We start from the raw sequence: 16,178 nt of genomic DNA on the forward strand, positions 1-16,178 counted from the left end.
GGGTGCTCTCCTTACAGGGCGGTGTAGGCGTCACGCCAAGACACCGTGAGGCGGGTGGAGTTGGTGTAGTCCGCGCCGGTCCACCGGACTTCGCTGGTTCCCGGCGGGATCTGGAACAGGTCCAGACGGGATGCGGCGGACAGGGCGTACGCGGCGTTGCTGCCGTTGCGCAGCACCCAGCGAGTGCCGGGGCGGGTGCCGATTTGGAGGGTGTCGCTCTCACCGAGAGTCAGCGAGAGGTCGAGGACCCGCCCGGTCTCGGTTATCCAGATGCGGGGGTTCACGACGGGGCCCTTGATCTTCAGGGACGGCCAGGCGGGCAGGTCACCGTCGTTCCTGACCCAGCCCTTGCGTTCGGTTGGGTCCGCCACACCGGTGGTGACCGGCGCGGTGACCGGAGCCTTGAAGCCGGACCCTCCTGTCAGAGCAAGCGGCAGCGTGACCTGTTCTTCGGGCTCCCCGTGCCAGCGCGGGTCGGTAGCCACGAATTCGAGGCTTACGGGAATCCAGCCGAAGATCGCTCGGGCCATGGACACGGCTTCGACTCGGCGGACGCGACCGTAGAGCCGCTTGGTGCTGTCGCGGCCGGGCCACCAGAGCCGCAGAGTCTGCAAGGCGCCCGCAGATTTCCGTGCGGCTGGGTCGGCGGCTGCCTGGTCGAGTGCGGCGAGCGCGTCGGCGGCAGCCTCTGGGTCGCCCGGAGTACGGATGCCGGCCTCTATCGTCACCGTGCGGGCGTTGTAGTAGTCCACGCCAGGGAACGAGCCATCCTCCGTAGGCAAGTCGACGTCCTGAGAGCGGACTTCAGGCGTGCCTAGACCAGTGATCTCGCTGATCGGATAGGGCGTTCCGGGGCCCATGAGGACGCCCGCGAAGTCGACCTGCCACGCCTGAGTGATCGTCGCCATCAGATACGGCCTCCTCGCTGGGCGTTTCGCAGTCGCCGCATGATCTCGGTGCCGACACGGTCCGCTGACTTGGCGTCGCCCCCGCCGTTGACGGTGACCGGCATGGAGCCGACGAGCGCAGCGGGCCGCTCCTCGCGGACGATGACGACTTGGACCGGGGCCGGACGAGCGTCGACAAGCCGCACCAAGCCGCTGTCGCCATTCGGGCTGAGCCGGTAGCCGAATCTGTCGGCCACCTCTTTGAGGACGGCGGTCGCCGAGCGCCGCTTGTTCAGGCCCAGCGGCAGATAGGCCTCTCCGCCCGTGGAAGGCTCAGCGAAGCGGATGATCCCGTTGCTGGTGGCGTACAGGCCGGCACGGATGCCGCCGTTCTCGTATGCCATCTGCTTGTTGGCCTTGTCCAGATCGGCCAGGAAGCGGGTGGCCTTCTTCCCCAGGGCATCCTTGATGCGAGTCCGGCCGAGGGTGGCGACCTCGATGATGCGGTCCTCGTCCAGCTGCGTCTTCTCGGCGACGTCGTGGATCCCGCTCTTGCTGGAGGTGACGGCGGAGATGATCGCCACGAGGTCAGGCAGGTCCTCGTCAGGTACAGCCTTGGAGGCGGCCTTGGCCTGGGTGTTGGCCTTCTTGGCCTTGCTCGGGGACTTGGCGGCTTCTGCGGCGATGTCTTCCGCGTCCTCGTCGCCCTGTCCGGCGAGCATCTTCGCCAGGTCGCCGTAGCCCATGGCCGTGAGCTTGGACAGGTTCTTCTCGAAGGCAGCCTGGTCCTTGACGGCCTGCTTGAGCTGGGCCGTGTAGTCGGACAGGGTGGCTCGTACGACAACGCCCAGCTTCTCCAGGTCCTTGGTCATCTCCTTCACGTATTTGGAGCTGCCGGTGGCCATCTTGTGGGTCAGCTCGACTCCGTCCTCGCCCATGGCCTCCAAGGCGTCGGCGACGTCCTGTCCGGCGCGCCGTGCGACGGTGGCGAGGTCCTTGCGCCACCGCTGGGCTCGCTTCACCGCCTTGTCGAGGTTCTTCTCGAACAGCTTCAGGTCGAAGACCTCGGTCTCCTTCTTGCCCTTCTTCACGGTGCGCATGGAGTCCGAGCGGATCGACGAGATGGAGACCAGTTCTGTGGAGCCGGAAGGGCTGTAGGAGAAGCCGGTCAGGCCCCCGTCGGCGTACCACTCGACGCCCTTGCCGCCGAGGCGCCGTACGACCTCTTCAGTGATCGCGCGTGATCGACGGCGCTTGTTGTGGGCGAGAGGTATGTACGCCTCGGGCCCTGCCGCCTCTTCGGCCCACACTCGCCACGTCCCTTGCCGGGCGATCTGCGCGACGTGGTTCTCGCGGAGGCCTCCGCCGGCATAGAACTCCAGGATGGAGCCGTTGGCCTGTTGGCTCGGCGCCTGGATCGAGTCGGGAACACCGTTGGCATCACGGTCCCAAGACGTGGCCTGCCGCTTGATCAACAGGGGGACCACCACGGGCGGCGGTTGATTCGCGGTCACGTTGACCGTGACTGACTTGGTGCCCGGGATGTTCTGGACCGACAGACCGATGGCCTCGAGCTGTGCCTGTACCGCAGCCATGTCGCCGGACAGCAGAGCTGACGTCAGCGCGGCGGCGGCCTCGGTGCCCTTCGTGGCAGCGACCTGCCGGATGAGATCGAGAGCGCCGGACCATTCGGCGTTCGCATCTTTCCCGGCCTTGGAGAACGCGGCCACCACCTTCGACAAGTCGGGGGCATCGATCGGTACGTCCGCTCCCCAGATGCTCTTCAGGGAGTCCATGGCACGCTCGGTGTCACCCGACAGAAGGGCGTCCTGGAAGGCACCGGCGGCGTCCTTCCCCTTCCGCTTGGCGACTTCAGCGAGAAGGTCCATGCCGCGGTCGAACTCACCGCGTGCGTCGCCGACGGACTTCTTCACGGCCTTCCGCAGATCGATCATGGCCATCTGCTCGGTGACCTTCTGGAATGCGGCAGGGTCGTTCCGCTCTGATGCTTCGGCCCAAGCGCGGCCGATCTCCTTGCCGTACTTCTCAGTGATCTCGGCGGTCTTCTGCAGGCCGAGCCGGTATGCCTCTGTGGATCGCTCGGCGTCCTCGGTGACGATGTCGCGCAGCTCGTCGGCGACCCTCGTCTTGCCCTTCTTCAGCTGACCGACGAGTTCGTCGAGCATGGGCGCGGCGTCCACCCCGAGTTCAGCGAAGTGGTCCGCGAGGTCGTCGTAGCCGAATACGGCCAGTTCAGACAGGTTGCTCTGGAAGTCCCGCTGGGCCTGGAGCTGCTCGCGCAGCTCCTTCACGTAGTCGGACAGCTTCACCTTCGCGGTGTCGGCGTCCTTGCCCGCCTTCCGCATCGCCTCGGCTGCGTCGTTCTGGGCGTCCTTGAAGGCGCGGGACGGGTCGACGGCATCGCCGACGGCCTCGGCGAGTGCCTTCATCTCGTCGGTGATCTGCGGGGCGCCTGTGCGGTCGATGTCCGCGAGGGAGAACAGGTCGAAGATGCCGCCGCTGGACTTGGCCTGCTGCTTGATCTTCGCTTCTACGATCGCCTTCTGTTCCGCGATCTCGGCTTCCTTCTTTACCGCGTTGGACCACATCTTGTGGCGCTCTTCGAGCACCTTCTTCGCCCGCGAGAACTGGGTGATGCTCTCGTAGTCGCCGGGCTCCTCTCCTGCCCTGGCCTTCCGGGCGTACTCGTAGGAGTCCTGCTGGAGCCGGTCTTGGAGTGCGGCCAGCTTCGCTCCGCCGGATGTGATCGCGTCGATGGCCTCAGTGGTGCCGATTCCGACCTTCTCGAGGTCTTTCAACGCGCCGTCGGAGGTGAGCTGGTCGTACAGCTTGTTGATGCTGACGCCGGTCGCCGCCTCCTCGCGTTCCTGCTGCAGCGCCTGGACCAGTTCGTTGGTGGCGTCCTTCGCTTTCTGCTTGGAGGCGGTGTAGGCGGCGTAGCCGGCGATGCCGAGGGTGAGGACGGTGGCGAGGCCGGTGACGGCGAGACTCGTGCCGGCCAGCACGGCAGGCATTACAGCGCCTCCCGTCTGGGCGGCGGCCAGGGCCGACCGGAACGCGGCAACTTGCGCGGTGACCTTCAGGTAAGCGCCGCGAAGCAGCAGCAGTCCCGCAACGGACGCAGCAACGATCGCGAGGACGGACTTCATCGGACCGGGCAGGTCCTCGATGGTGCCGACGAAGGTGTGGACTGCGGTCCCGATCGTCTTGAGCACAGGCAGCAGGGCGCGGCCGAGGTCGATGGCGAGGGCACGGGCTTGGTTGGCAGCCAGCTGCCATTGGCCTGTGACGGTGTCGGTCTGAAGGGCATACGCCTTCTGCGTGGCTTCAGCGCGCGCCACTTCGCTGGCGATGCCCGCGTAGGTGTTGGCGTAGTTCTGTCCGCCAGCGGTGGCCAGGGCGAGAGCCGCGCGAGTGGCGCGGATGTCCTTCCACATGTTCGCGATGCCCTCGGCGGTGTTGCCCGCCGCACCGTTGAGCTTGTTCACGACCACGTACAGGCCGTCTTGTTCGACGGCGGAGGCTGCCGACTCGTATCCGAGGTCCTTGATCGCCTGCTTGAGGTCCTGCGTCGGCTTCATCACCCGGGTGAGGAGCATGTTCAGGGCGGTCACGGCCTCGGCCGCAGGGATGCCAGTGAGGGTGATCGCGGCGAGCGCGGCGCTCATGTCGTCGAACTCCACGCCGGCCGCCGCGGCCATAGGTACGACGTCGCCGAGCTGCTGCGCGAGCTCTTCGAAGGAGATGACGCCGTAGTTGACGGTCTGGAACATCACGTCCATGACGTCGCTGGCGTCGGCCGCGGTCATCCCGTACGCGTTGAGCACGCCAAGCAGGGCTCGTGCGGACGTCTCCGACGTGGTCAGGCCCGCTGCGGCGCCCTGGGCTGCGACTTCCAGGATCTTCATGGCGTCCGCGCCGTCGAAGCCGGACGAGACCACCTGGTAGAGGCCCTCGGCGAGTTGTTCGGCGGTCTGCGGCAGACGGGTGGACAGCTCGACGATCTGGTCGGTGAAGGCACCGACGTTCTCGGACGTGATCTGCCGGGAGATCGTCAGTACGTTGGCCATCGCCCGCTCCAGTGCGATGGCCTGCGCCACGCCGACGCCGAGCGCCGCCCCGATCAGCAGTCCGTTCTGAGCAGCTCGCGCGGCTTGGGCGTTGCGTGCTGCCGCCAATTGGGCTTCCGCCCGCGCGACTTGCTGCGCCTGCCGTTGCGCACTGCGGGCTGCGGCGGCCTGTGCCTCGTCACGCATCCGCACCGCTGAGGTCGCGCGGGCCTCGGCCGACGCGGCGACAGTCGCGGCACGCGTGGCTGTGGTCTGCGCGGCCGTCGCCCGCCGCTGAGCGTTCGCGTGCTCCTGGGTGGCGCGAGCGGCGGCCGTCTGGGCTGCTGCGGCTGTGCGAGCGGCGGCCGCCGCTCCGGCGCCGACCGTGGCCTGGGCGCGGGCGGTCATCGTCTGCGCCAGCGCCTGGGCGCGCGCTGCGCGCTCTGCGGCGGCCGTCACCGCAGCCTGTTCGGCCGCGGCACGGCGTGCTGTCGCCGCCACCACCGCTTGGGCGCGCCGAGCGCGCTCCTGTGCTGCGGTCGTCCGCTGGACCGCCTGGGCCACTTGGGCTTGGGAGCGCACCATCTGCGCCGACGCGGCGGCCTGAGCACGGGCCAGGTTGTCGCTGGCGACGCGTACCTGGTTCAGCCGTGTGGCTGTCCCGTCCAACTGACCATCGAATGCGCGCAGTTGGGCTGCTCCCTGTCGGAGTCCGGTAGACAGCCCACCGGTCGACGCGAGCAGGTTGACGTACAGGGTGTAGGCACCGGCCACGTCAGGACGCCTCTCTGGGTCTCAGCCCGATCTTGAGCCCCCGCCCCTCTGGTCCATCAGGAATGTGTTCGCGCTCCATCTCGATGACCTCGCAGCCCACGCAGCGGTAGGGCTCGGCCACGTACGCGAAGCGGTCGCCGCCCTGGTCCTCGTCCCACTCCGCCGCCCGTGTCCCGCAGGTCTCGCACACGCTGCGCCGGTACGCCAGGTAGGCGATCGCCTTCGCCCGATCCAGGGCCGTCCACCTGCCGTCTCCCGCACCCGTGAACTGCGAGTGCGGGATCCCGTAGGCGTGGCACAGCTCCATCTCGGCCCGGAATTGGTCGTCGGCGATCAGCCTTTTCCCAGGTCGGCCCTCATGGTCTGGTTGACCAGCAGTGCCGCCGTGAACAGGGCCTTGGCGTCCGCATCGCTCCAGCTGTCCAGGAGTTCCTGGGCCTCTGCCTCGCTCATGCCGTCCACCGAGGACGCGGCGATGAGCGCGGCCGGGAACGTCTCGACGTTGTACTCGTGCCCGAGGTCGGCCTGATCCTCGGTGGGCGCGTGCTCGCGCAGCAGTTGCTCCCAGACGGGACGCGGCAAGGCCCGGAAAGTGAGCGTGAGGGTTCCGGACACCAGAGCCCGCCGCGCGTCGTCCAGCGTGGACTGAGCGGCCAGCACATCCGGCTGAGCGTCCGCCCATGTCTCCCGCTGGTCGGCCGGCACCTCCAACTCAGAGGCTCGGCCCAGTGCGCTGGTACGGGCCTTGGCGAGGTCGAGCGCCGCATCGGTCACTCGCTGCTTCAGGTCCTGGTCGTCGAGGAAGGAGACGGTACGTTCGGGAAGGCGACGCGCCCGCAGCCGAGCCATCTTGGCGGCCCAGTGCGGATCGCGGGCAACGGCCTCGGCGGGCGGCTCAACAAACGACGTGGTCATACGGCAACCCCGCCCGATCAGACGCTCGTCGCCGCGGCCGGGACGGGCGCGTCCTGGATGGGCTTGTCGGTTACGTTGAAGCTGACCTTGAACTTGGCCGGTTCGGCGGCCGTCGTGTAGGTGCTCGACCGGGAGCCCACGCGCACCGGGAAGATGTCCATGGACTTCGACCCCGGGGTGTCGCCCTTGCGGAGGATCACCACGTAGCCCTCGGTGCCCTTGGCCAGGAGCACCTCCAGGTCGTTGCTGACCTTGTCCTCGTAGAACGTGAGGCTGGAGTTGTCCGCCTTGTCCTCGCCGGGGATGTTGCCGGTGAACTCGGTCGCCAGGTCGGGGGTGTCGATCGGGGTGTTCTCGACGGCGAAGCCCTCGATGTCGCTGATCGCCGGTGAGAGGTCGGTTCCGTTGGTGCCGCCGAGCTCCGATCGGGTCGGTATCAGGTCCTTCGCGGCGATGTCCTTCAGGAAGTAGAACTTCGTGGTGCCGCGACGGGTGAACCGCTGCTGTGACACTGATTCTCGCTCTCCGGGAACCGGTGTTCCGGAGCGCACACGCCGGGCCGGTCCCCATGAAGGGGGGAATCGGCCCGTGCCGGGTGGCCGGGCGTCCGCGAGGAGGCCTCCGCGGTGAGGTAGCTGGAACGTCAGGACCCGAGAGTGGTCACAGTGAGGACGTACCGCTGCACATAACTGTATACGCCACCACTGACGGACATCCCTTCCTCCTTGTCCAGCTCACGGTCGATCACGACGTAGCCGGTGATGGTGATGGTGTTGACGTAGGCCCCGCTCAGGCGCGCGAGGAGCGCGGTGCGGACCTTGTCGGCCATCCACTCGACCTGTTCGGCGGTTGAGGCGACCGAGGTGACCTGGACGAGCACGCGGGCGTCAGCGTCGCCGTCACCGTAGGGCGGGCCGCTCGTCGTCACGCCCAGCGGGTAGAGGACGCTGTAGGGGATCGTGGCGCCGGTGGGCGTACTTGATGCCGTGGGGGCAGTCCCGTACCCGCAGCTTCGGGCGGTTGCTGTGGCCAGTGTCTTCTGGATCGCGAGCGACACTTCTCTGCCGGAGACGGGCACTACTCCTCCTCTTCTTCTGCGGGGTGGTGATCTGTCGCCCGGTGGCGTGGCGGTCACTCACAGGTCGTCATCGATCGTGTCGCCGAGCGCGGCGATGAACAGCGGCCGGATCTCCTCGACAGCTGGCCCGACGTGCGGGTAGGGCGGCTGATTGTAGATGCGCCCCAGACTGTCTGCGCCGACGAAGCCGTACTCCAGGCGTCGTGCCTGGGGCTTGTTCGTGCCGACGACCGCCGTGACGGTGAACCCGTCCGTGGACACCTCGTGCGTCCAGGAGCGCCGGTAGTCCCCCGTGGGCGCGTTGGGGCCCGGCCTGCCGCTGGCCTTGGCCTTGATCCTCGTCTCCAGCAGCATCGCGTAGTGCTGGACGGTGGCGGTGACCTCGGGCAGAGTGCGCGCCGCCCTGGCGTCGAGCTGCGCGGCGATCTGGAACGCGTTGGAGTAGGCGCCCGCAAGAGGGTGGACGTTGGGGTGCGGATTCAGCGAGGACGCCACTGACTCACTGCCCGTCTTCCGGTTCCGGCTCACCCCACTGGCCGAGGGCCCATTCCCGCAGCAGGGCGAGCATGGCGCGGGTCAGCTCGTGCGGTCGGCCGTCCATGAGGTCGTGACGGTCGAGCGCAGCCTTCTCCAGCTCGGCGGGACTGATCGCGGACAGGAAGGCAGCCGCTGCCGGGCCAGGGTTCGGCGGGTCGCCGATGACGACGTGCGCCAGGCCCTCGAACACACCGGTCGCCGTGGATCTCGGGGAGAGTTCGATGACCATCTGCGGTACGTTGCCCGCGCGGTGGGCCAGCGAATAGGCAGAGAGGTCCCGGGAGACGTCGTGACCGTCGATCTCCACGACGGCGGTATGCCCCCGCCCGGTGACGCGAACCGACAGGGGCTCACTCCCGCGAGAGATAGGTTCTTTACTCTGATGTGTTGGCACCTATCCGAGTTTACGGGTATCCGGTGACAGCCCAGTTCGACAGCCGTCTACGGAGGGGTGATCTCGTCGAGACGGGTCACCCGAACGATCTCGACCGTGGACGCCTCAGACGGATCGAGGACCTGCCACACCCGATTCGCTGTCGCCGCGTGCTCGCCAGCTGCGGCCACGACCTCCACACGGTCGTACCGCACGGGAACGGGCGCCGATATCGGCGTGAGGAGCCGATACCAGCTGACCGTGTCGTCCAGCCATTCCCGCCCGAGAACGTGCTGCGCAGTGACCTGGCCATGGCCGGACAGGACAGCTCCCGGTCCCTCGTAGACCAGTTCCGCCGGCACGGACCCCAGGAGGCCGGTCGAGGGGTCGAGTTGGGGAGTTCCCGTTGGGCGGGTGATCCGAACCGTGTCCACCAGCAGCGTCGACTCCAGCCTCTCCCGTTCCGCCTCGGTGTCGATCGGCGTGCTCACGAGGTGCTGCCCGTAGTGCTGGACTGGGTGTTCTGATCCAGGAACGTCGTGCGGACCACGGCCAGAGTGGAGGTCTGCCCGACATCGAGGACGCGCCACGTACGGCCGATCGCTGCCGGGTCGGCGGCGTTGACGACGCTCACCGTGTCCTCGCGCGAGGCCACCGGGGCGTCCAGAGGCGTGATCAGCTTGTACTTCGACGTGGAGTCGTCGACGTACGCCTGGCCTTCCAGATGCAAGACGATGCCGGGATCTCCGTTCGGGAAGACCCCGCCATGTCCTTCGTAGATGATGACGGGCGGGCCAGGCTCGTACTGGCCTGTGTCCGGATTGAAGACCGGCTCGCCCGCTCTGCTGATACGTACGATGTCGGTGAGGATCTTGCGTTCGATCAGGGCGCTGACGGCCCCCAACGTCAGCCCTTCGGTAGGTACGCTCATGCGTTCAAGCGTAGTCCCCTCCAACTGACGTGCCGTGACATCCAGCGATAGAGAACATTCCGGCTTCTTGGGCCAGCAGTTCTGCCAAATACTTAAAGACAGAGGCCGGTTCGGCGGTGACCTTTCAGGCAGGGGCTTCGCGGGCATCAGGCCACTACCCAACATCTCGCCAGACGAATGCTGGCGGTTGTTATTCCTCTTCGACTATCGCATTCGCACGCCCGGCATTGCCTCGCAGCCAAGTATCTGCGTCATGGACGCCTTGGCTGAGTGTCGACATGCCCTCGCACTGGCGATTCAGTCATGCGCTCCACCCCAAGGGGCCTGCATGCCTGCTTCCAGCGCCTTCACACTTCCGCGCGCATCTAGAGACATACTGCCAGTTGTGTTCTGCAGATGCGTCAGGCTCGCGCCCGCCGCAACCTGATGTTACGGACGTTCATCTCTCCAGAGGGCGGCACCCTGACGGACTGCACAGATGTGCAGATGAAAGTCAACATGCTCGCTCCTCACCCAGGGGGCACGCATGAACACTATGATGGCCTGCAAGAATTGCGGCGCAGAGATGTACAAGACTGGAATCTGCGCCCGGTGCGACTGGCACGTCGGCTGGATGCCTGTCGCTCAGCATTCCGATGGCAGCACAACGTTCGTTACGGAGCGTCGGCACACCTTCATGGCGGGATCGCTCATCCTGGCGACTGTGATCGGCATCATCGCCGTCGTCGCTAGTGCTACGTCAGGTTCTGCGGCTGGCGCTGCCGTTGGGAGCCTTCTCACTGCTGCGGCGATGGTGGCCTGGAAGAAGACCAGACTGGGCAAGGTGTGGACGGGGTTGCCCCCTGATGATCGGCTGGCAGCCTGGCCGGGAGTTTTTGTGAGTGTAGCCCTTGCCATAGTTTGCATACCGATCACACTCATGTGTATCGCCTTCATCAACATGGCACGGCTTGATCGCTAAGCAACGGCTATGTTGCCGACTGTTCCAACTTGACTGTTCTAGCGAAGAGTTAGAGCGCACCAGGTACAGAAGGAGGCGAAGCTCCTGGCAGAACGGGACCAGGGGAACCCACTCTGGCTAAGGTGATACAAACGCTTCAGCGGGGCGCTAACCCGTTCCGGTTGCGAATCGAGCCCCTTAGTGGTTCAGTCGAAATGGACAACGTCATAGGTCTCCGCGACGCGGTGAAAAATGGATCTTGATCTGATCCACCGGGCTTGAGAGCTTTCGCTGGCTACTGTTGACGGCCCCCGTTGCTGTAAGTGAGCTCTCCAACGAGGCACAAGTGGCGAAACTGCGCTGGTTTCTCAGACAAACATACGCTCAAACGCAAGCATTAAAGACGGGCTTCCGAGTCCTGAGGGCGATTCGCTCCAACTGGACCGGACTCCAGTGGCGGGATGCCGAACGCGACACGGCTCTCCTGGCCGGAGTTACAGGAGGCACGATGACTTCCAACAATGGTGTCGGCATTCAAATGGACGTGGCGAGTCCTCAGGGTATTCGCCGCTTGCCCATCTACCTACTCCTGGATTGCTCGGGAAGTATGGGAGGTGAGCCCATCGAGGCGGTGCAGCGAGGCGTCGAAGCCTTCGTCCACGAAGTCAATGAAGACGAGTTTGCCCGTGACACTGTCCATGTTGGTGTGATCACTTTCGGCCGAGTACTTGAGGGCGACCAAGACGGCGCTAGTCTCATCACAGCGGGTCTGGTGCCCATCAAACACTTCACTCCGCCGAACCTAAGAGCAGACGGCCTCACACCGCTGGGCGCGGCCTTCCGCGAGCTGAACAAGTCCATCGACAAAGATGTAATACCGTCGATCCCAGGGAAGCCCAAAGGCGATTGGAAACCCCTCGTCTTCGTCCTCACTGACGGTGCCCCCAATGACGAGTGGGAAGCCCCACGCCAACAACTCCTCGACCGTGAAAGCAAGAAGCTTGTTAATGTCATCACCGTCGGTTGCGGGCGGGACATCGACCGAGATACTCTCCGGGAGATCAGCGTCGGTGACACCTACGTGCTCGATGAAAAGGACGACAGCTACTTCTCGCCCTTCTTCAAATGGATGAGTTCGACCGTAGGCCGCGTCGCGAGCGTGCTAAGTAGTCCGGGCGACGATACCCGTCATGTCGACCTGCCGCCGGCGCCCCCGAAGGTCAAGCAGCTCAGTTTCTGATCGCCATGGACACCCCCCAAGAACCGCCGAGGTTCGATGCAGGTTTGGCCATCGGTGACCACGCACTGAACAACCCCGCCGAGGTTCACCCAGATTGGTGCGCTGGCTACGGGCAGACCGGAGGAAACCTTGTCATTGGCGCTAGCGCAGTAGGACACCTCCATTTGCGCGAAATGGTGCCCCGTGACGACGCCTTCGCCGCTCGCTCGGCAGGCCCATGGCTGGCGGTAGCGGTCTCGGATGGCGTCGGTTCGAGGCCACTCTCGCGATATGGGTCCACCTTCTGCGTACAGGCTTTGTGCGAAGAACTACTCCATGACCTCGTCATCCAACCATCTTCCTTCGCCAACAACCCCGTGCCAGACTTTGCTTCAGCCGGCTCCAAAGAGGTCGCACATGGCTGGCGAGACACGCTGTCTCCCCTGACCGGACGACTACTCGAAGACTCCACGATTGCTCAACTCCATGGGAGTGCGCAGCACGCTGGGACCCTGACGTGGAATCGTCATCTTTCCCCACTCGTGCCTCGTCACTCAGGGCCCGCTGCGGCTGAGGGCGATACCGTTGACGCCAAAGCTCATTTGGCCCGCGCCTTCACGGGAACACGATCCCGCCTCGAGCGGTTTGTTTCCGAGAGGAATCTCGACCTGCACGCGGTGTCGTGCACCCTGCTAGGCCTACTAGTGAACACCGAGACTGGACATGGGGCTTGGGGGCAAGTAGGTGACGGCCTAATCACCCTATTGCATACCGAGGCCGGCCCGCGCGCAATGGAGTGCGCACCTGCTCCCGACGGCGTGGGGTCCACGTGGGTATTCACCCAAAGGGACTGGCAGAACCACTTCACAACTGCGGTCCTCACTGAAGAGGAAGCAGCAGGAACCTCGAGCCTCATGCTCATGACGGACGGCGTTTCGGAGGATTACTCCCATCCGCCACCCGAAGGACTCTTCGAGCAGTGGTGTCACGACATCGATACAAGGATGCGCGAGACCAGCCCCACCTTCGCCTCTCTGAGGTTGCTCCACTGGCTTGCGAGCTACGAGCAACCAGGCAGCTTCGATGACCGGACCCTCGTCACGGTGCTCACTGTCAACCGGCCCACGCCAGACGACTCCCTCAGGCTGGTGCCACCATCTCCCGCGGCAGCCGCCACACCCCACAGCCCGAACCAGCAGTCGGTGCAAACCCCCGGGGAGCAATACCAGACGGCAGAGGAGGAAGGCTGAGGTGACTCATACGGCCTCCCTGCACGCCCCTCATCCCGGTCTTGAAGACACCCTCACTCTGGAGAACAAGGCCATTGTCGGGGGCGAGGGGACAGTGTACTTCACCACCGATGGGCGGCATGCGCTGAAGGTCTTCCACGAACAGCGCCCGGCACTCGAACAACATCTGCGCCGCATCATGGACCGTCTCAAGGTACTGACGGACGAACAAGAGAGATTTATTCTCCCCCCGTTGGCCCTGCTCGACCGCTTCGACGGCGAACCTCGCCAAGGTTTTGCCATGCGCAGAGTCCCATCGCGTTATCAAGAGGCGATAAATCTGATTCACGCCCCGGAACAGGCCGCAGCGCAATTCAAAAGGGGCCGCACCTGGGGGTCCTACCTCCTTGCTGCTAGGAACATTGCGAATTCAATCGTCGTCTTGCATGCCATGGGATATGCACACAGCGACATCCACTACAAGAATTTCCTCGTAGACATTGACGAGGGCGACGCGGTGATGATGGAAGCTGACGCGATCGTCACACCGGGCTTTTCTAAGGCGAGAATGGCGGGCCTCAAGGGCTTCATGGCACCAGAGATCCTCACACATGGAGCCGACCCGTCGGAGAAAACCGACCGGCACAGCCTGGCAGTCCTCAGCTTGCATACCCTTCTATTCCGCAATCCACTCGAGCCTTTGATTGAGTACTCTGGCGACCCACAAGAAAGCGATAAGCTCGGCTGGGGCTCGCAGGCACTTTTCAGCGAACATCCACAGAATCCCAACCACAGACCAGCCGGTCTTGGCCAGCCCCTGTACAAACGAGGGGTGCTCAGCTACCGCATGCTTACGCCTGAGCTGCAACAACTGACGGATCGGGCGCTCCTTGAAACCGGTCTTCACGACCCGCCGAGCCGGCCAGCCGCCAAGGAGTGGCGCAATGCCCTCGCTAAGAGTATTGACCAACTATTGAACTGCACCCATTGCGGTCAGCTCTTCCCCTATCCCCACTGGCTTGCCCCCTCTCCACGACGTGCCTGCCCATTCTGCGGACAAAGGTGCCAGCATCCTCTACCGGCAGTAATTAACTTGCTCGAAGAGCGCAGAATTGGGAATTTTACCCCAGCCCGACGCAAGCTAGTCCTCGGAAACGGTTCCAATCTCTTCCCAGACATGACTGAACCCCATCGACTTCCCCCGAGAAGCCGGGCATCGACTAAACCAGTTGGCCACGTCGAATGGGACTCCCGCCGAGGGGGCTACCGCATCATCAATGACAGTGACACCACCTGGACCTGCATCCCTAACGCCGTGAGCAGGTCCCACGCCAGCGCGCTCCAAGGCTCGCAGCGTCTCACGGCGGCATCCGGGCAGTCCATCCCACTCAACATCCACTCGCTGATCCGGTTTGGCCCAGATCAACGAGCGGCGGTCGTGGACGATCCGGGGGGATGAGCCCGTCATGCCGACCAACGGGCCGTTGCTAGATATCGAGCGGCTCCTGCCCCTCCTACCCGCTATTGCTGAAAAGATTGGGCGCGGCACACATAATAGGAAGAATACGCTGAGTGTGCTGTGCCGGGCAGCGGGAATCGAAGGGCCAGAGCTGAAGTGGGCCGAACCGGAATTGCGGCGCTGGACGGCAATCCTGGTAGCAGCCCAACAAGATGGATCGCCCTCCGGTCGCGACGATGCTGTGCAGACTCTGATCATGCGCGGCGTTCCTGAGGTCGCAGCGCGCACGGCAGTCACCACCGCCGCCATCAGGCCCCAAGGGACCCATCCCATCCAGGTCAGCTCCAACAGCATCACGATGGGAGAGCTCCCCGCCGGCACAGATGGCTCAGTCGAGCTAGTAGTACGAGGAGGACCGGGCACTGCCAGCCCAAATTCCGATGCCATCACCGTTGAGCCCGCCACGTTCGGCCCTGACGAAACCGTTTTGCACATTCATGTTGCCCCGATGCCTCCAGGCGGTGTCCTATGGGGAACTATCGCCCTCGAGAGCACAGATAACCGCCTTTTGATAGACATAACGGGCCGTTGGGCCATAGATTCCACCGATGTGGAATCTATGGATACCGCCTGGGCAGCACTGGGACATGGAAGCACCCCCCCTAGCTTCTTGACCGTCGGCCGTGGCGCCAGTCCAGCTGACTACCGCAGCATCACCGAAGCAATCAAAGCTGCGCCACCGAATACTCGCATTCTCATCCAGCCGGGTATCTACCCAGAAGCCCTGGTTCTTGACAAGCCCATCGAGCTCATCAGCGATGGATCCCCCGGCGGGGTCGACATCTTGAGCGGTGAAGACAATCCCTGCATCTCAATGAAAACCGACCACGCTCACGTCAAGGGCGTCTCACTGACGTCGTTTTCTGCGGATGGTGTTGAGATCGAATCCGGATCTCTGAATATCGAAGATTGCTTTATCAAGTCATACAACGCTGGCATCGCCGTTCACGGACCACGATCTTCAGCAGCCATACGCGCCTGCCAAATCAGGAGCGTATATCACATCGGCGTCATGGCTTACGACCATGCTCAGTGTGTGATCGATGACTGCGAATTTCACGAGAACGGTAAAGATGCCGTGTCCATTAAAGAGGGCGCTAACTTCACTATTCGCAATTGCAGCCTACATCACGGGAAAGACGGCGGCATATGGGTCTACGGGAAGGCGCGAGGGATCATCGAGGATTGCGACATCTATAGCAACGCCGAAGTCGGCATCGCCATAAGTGGGAGCGGGGTAGCGTCCGTACGACGCTGCCGAATACATGACGGCCAGAAAGCGGGCATATGGGTAGTCAAGCACGGGCGAGGAATTATTGAGGATAGCGACATCTTTGGCAATGCGGATGCTGGCCTCTCGATCTCTTCAGGAGGTGACCCGACCGTCCGGAACTGCCACATCCACGACGGTAAAGGAAGCGGCGTGTACGTCTGGAAGCAAGGCAGGGGCACAATCACCGGATCCGACATCCACAACAACGCCCACAGCGGCATCGCCATCGAATCGGAAGGTGACCCGACCGTCCGGAACTGCCACATCCACGACGGTAAAGGAAGCGGGGTGTACGTCTGGAAGCAAGGATGGGGCACAATCACCGGATCCGACATCCATAACAACGCCCACAGCGGCATCGCCATCCTGTCCGGCGGCGACCCGACCGTCCGAAACTGCCACATCCACGACGGTAAAGGAAGCGGCGTGTACG

The 16,178-nt window shown here is 64.2% G+C and carries 15 protein-coding genes; 5 read left to right on the forward strand and 10 right to left on the reverse strand.

Going from position 1 to position 16,178, the window contains the following annotated elements:
- Nucleotides 1–11: 11 nt before the first annotated feature.
- From ACIBJB_RS03155 to ACIBJB_RS03200, 10 genes are all read right to left on the reverse strand, one after another.
- Entirely contained in the window at nucleotides 12–908 is an 897-nt protein-coding gene (locus tag ACIBJB_RS03155; RefSeq protein WP_398925923.1) for a phage distal tail protein, read from the reverse strand.
- Nucleotides 908–5,626, reverse strand: a complete 4,719-nt coding sequence (locus ACIBJB_RS03160; RefSeq protein WP_398925925.1) for a phage tail tape measure protein — start codon at nucleotides 5,624–5,626, stop codon at nucleotides 908–910. The genes ACIBJB_RS03155 and ACIBJB_RS03160 overlap by 1 nt, the downstream gene beginning before the upstream one ends.
- 106 nt (nucleotides 5,627–5,732) lie before the next feature.
- Entirely contained in the window at nucleotides 5,733–6,038 is a 306-nt protein-coding gene (locus ACIBJB_RS03165; protein WP_229864150.1) for a hypothetical protein, read from the reverse strand.
- 26 nt (nucleotides 6,039–6,064) lie between these two features.
- On the reverse strand, nucleotides 6,065–6,646 hold the full coding sequence (locus tag ACIBJB_RS03170; protein ID WP_398925928.1) for a hypothetical protein: 582 nt from the start codon (nucleotides 6,644–6,646) through the stop codon (nucleotides 6,065–6,067).
- A 17-nt stretch (nucleotides 6,647–6,663) separates the two neighbouring features.
- Nucleotides 6,664–7,158 (reverse strand): hypothetical protein, encoded by a 495-nt coding sequence (locus ACIBJB_RS03175; protein ID WP_190197184.1) that lies wholly within the window; start codon nucleotides 7,156–7,158, stop codon nucleotides 6,664–6,666.
- Between the two features lie 131 nt (nucleotides 7,159–7,289).
- Complete coding sequence (locus tag ACIBJB_RS03180) at nucleotides 7,290–7,724, reverse strand: hypothetical protein (protein ID WP_334556187.1); 435 nt, start codon at nucleotides 7,722–7,724, stop codon at nucleotides 7,290–7,292.
- A gap of 57 nt (nucleotides 7,725–7,781) precedes the next feature.
- Complete coding sequence (locus tag ACIBJB_RS03185) at nucleotides 7,782–8,219, reverse strand: HK97 gp10 family phage protein (protein ID WP_398925931.1); 438 nt, start codon at nucleotides 8,217–8,219, stop codon at nucleotides 7,782–7,784.
- 4 nt (nucleotides 8,220–8,223) lie between these two features.
- A complete protein-coding gene (locus ACIBJB_RS03190) occupies nucleotides 8,224–8,568 on the reverse strand; it encodes a hypothetical protein (RefSeq protein WP_398925933.1) in 345 nt (114 codons plus the stop codon).
- Between the two features lie 134 nt (nucleotides 8,569–8,702).
- A complete protein-coding gene (locus ACIBJB_RS03195) occupies nucleotides 8,703–9,125 on the reverse strand; it encodes a DUF6093 family protein (protein ID WP_190197180.1) in 423 nt (140 codons plus the stop codon).
- A complete protein-coding gene (locus ACIBJB_RS03200; protein WP_398925935.1) occupies nucleotides 9,122–9,565 on the reverse strand; it encodes a DUF6093 family protein in 444 nt (147 codons plus the stop codon). Before ACIBJB_RS03200 ends, ACIBJB_RS03195 begins: the two co-directional genes overlap by 4 nt.
- Before the next feature lie 526 nt (nucleotides 9,566–10,091).
- On the opposite strand from ACIBJB_RS03200, the gene ACIBJB_RS03205 reads away from it, so the two are divergent.
- The 5 genes from ACIBJB_RS03205 to ACIBJB_RS03225 all read left to right on the forward strand — a co-directional run.
- Entirely contained in the window at nucleotides 10,092–10,526 is a 435-nt protein-coding gene (locus tag ACIBJB_RS03205) for a hypothetical protein (RefSeq protein WP_398925937.1), read from the forward strand.
- 487 nt (nucleotides 10,527–11,013) lie between these two features.
- Entirely contained in the window at nucleotides 11,014–11,745 is a 732-nt protein-coding gene (locus tag ACIBJB_RS03210) for a VWA domain-containing protein (protein ID WP_398925939.1), read from the forward strand.
- A gap of 5 nt (nucleotides 11,746–11,750) precedes the next feature.
- Nucleotides 11,751–12,974: a protein phosphatase 2C domain-containing protein gene (locus ACIBJB_RS03215; protein WP_398925941.1), complete on the forward strand. Its 1,224-nt coding sequence runs from the start codon at nucleotides 11,751–11,753 to the stop codon at nucleotides 12,972–12,974.
- A 1-nt stretch (nucleotide 12,975) separates the two neighbouring features.
- The gene (locus ACIBJB_RS03220; protein WP_398925943.1) at nucleotides 12,976–14,412 is read left to right on the forward strand and encodes a hypothetical protein; all 1,437 of its coding nucleotides are present in this window, start codon (nucleotides 12,976–12,978) and stop codon (nucleotides 14,410–14,412) included.
- Between the two features lie 7 nt (nucleotides 14,413–14,419).
- Nucleotides 14,420–16,178, forward strand: a 1,759-nt coding sequence (locus ACIBJB_RS03225; protein ID WP_398925945.1) for a right-handed parallel beta-helix repeat-containing protein, incomplete at its 3' end; no start/stop codon positions are given.

Origin of the sequence: Streptomyces sp. NPDC050759, assembly GCF_044456945.1 — a bacterium.
Taxonomy (GTDB): Bacteria; Actinomycetota; Actinomycetes; order Streptomycetales; family Streptomycetaceae; genus Streptomyces.

Bases quoted from the DNA above. Each gene is read 5' to 3' on its own strand.
- ACIBJB_RS03155 (WP_398925923.1), bottom strand. From the start codon at position 908: ATGGCGACGATCACTCAGGCGTGGCAGGTCGACTTCGCGGGCGTCCTC.
- ACIBJB_RS03165 (WP_229864150.1), bottom strand. From the start codon at position 6,038: ATGGAGCTGTGCCACGCCTACGGGATCCCGCACTCGCAGTTCACGGGT.
- ACIBJB_RS03170 (WP_398925928.1), bottom strand. From the start codon at position 6,646: ATGACCACGTCGTTTGTTGAGCCGCCCGCCGAGGCCGTTGCCCGCGAT.
- ACIBJB_RS03200 (WP_398925935.1), bottom strand. From the start codon at position 9,565: ATGAGCGTACCTACCGAAGGGCTGACGTTGGGGGCCGTCAGCGCCCTG.
- ACIBJB_RS03205 (WP_398925937.1), top strand. From the start codon at position 10,092: ATGAACACTATGATGGCCTGCAAGAATTGCGGCGCAGAGATGTACAAG.
- ACIBJB_RS03210 (WP_398925939.1), top strand. From the start codon at position 11,014: ATGACTTCCAACAATGGTGTCGGCATTCAAATGGACGTGGCGAGTCCT.
- ACIBJB_RS03215 (WP_398925941.1), top strand. From the start codon at position 11,751: ATGGACACCCCCCAAGAACCGCCGAGGTTCGATGCAGGTTTGGCCATC.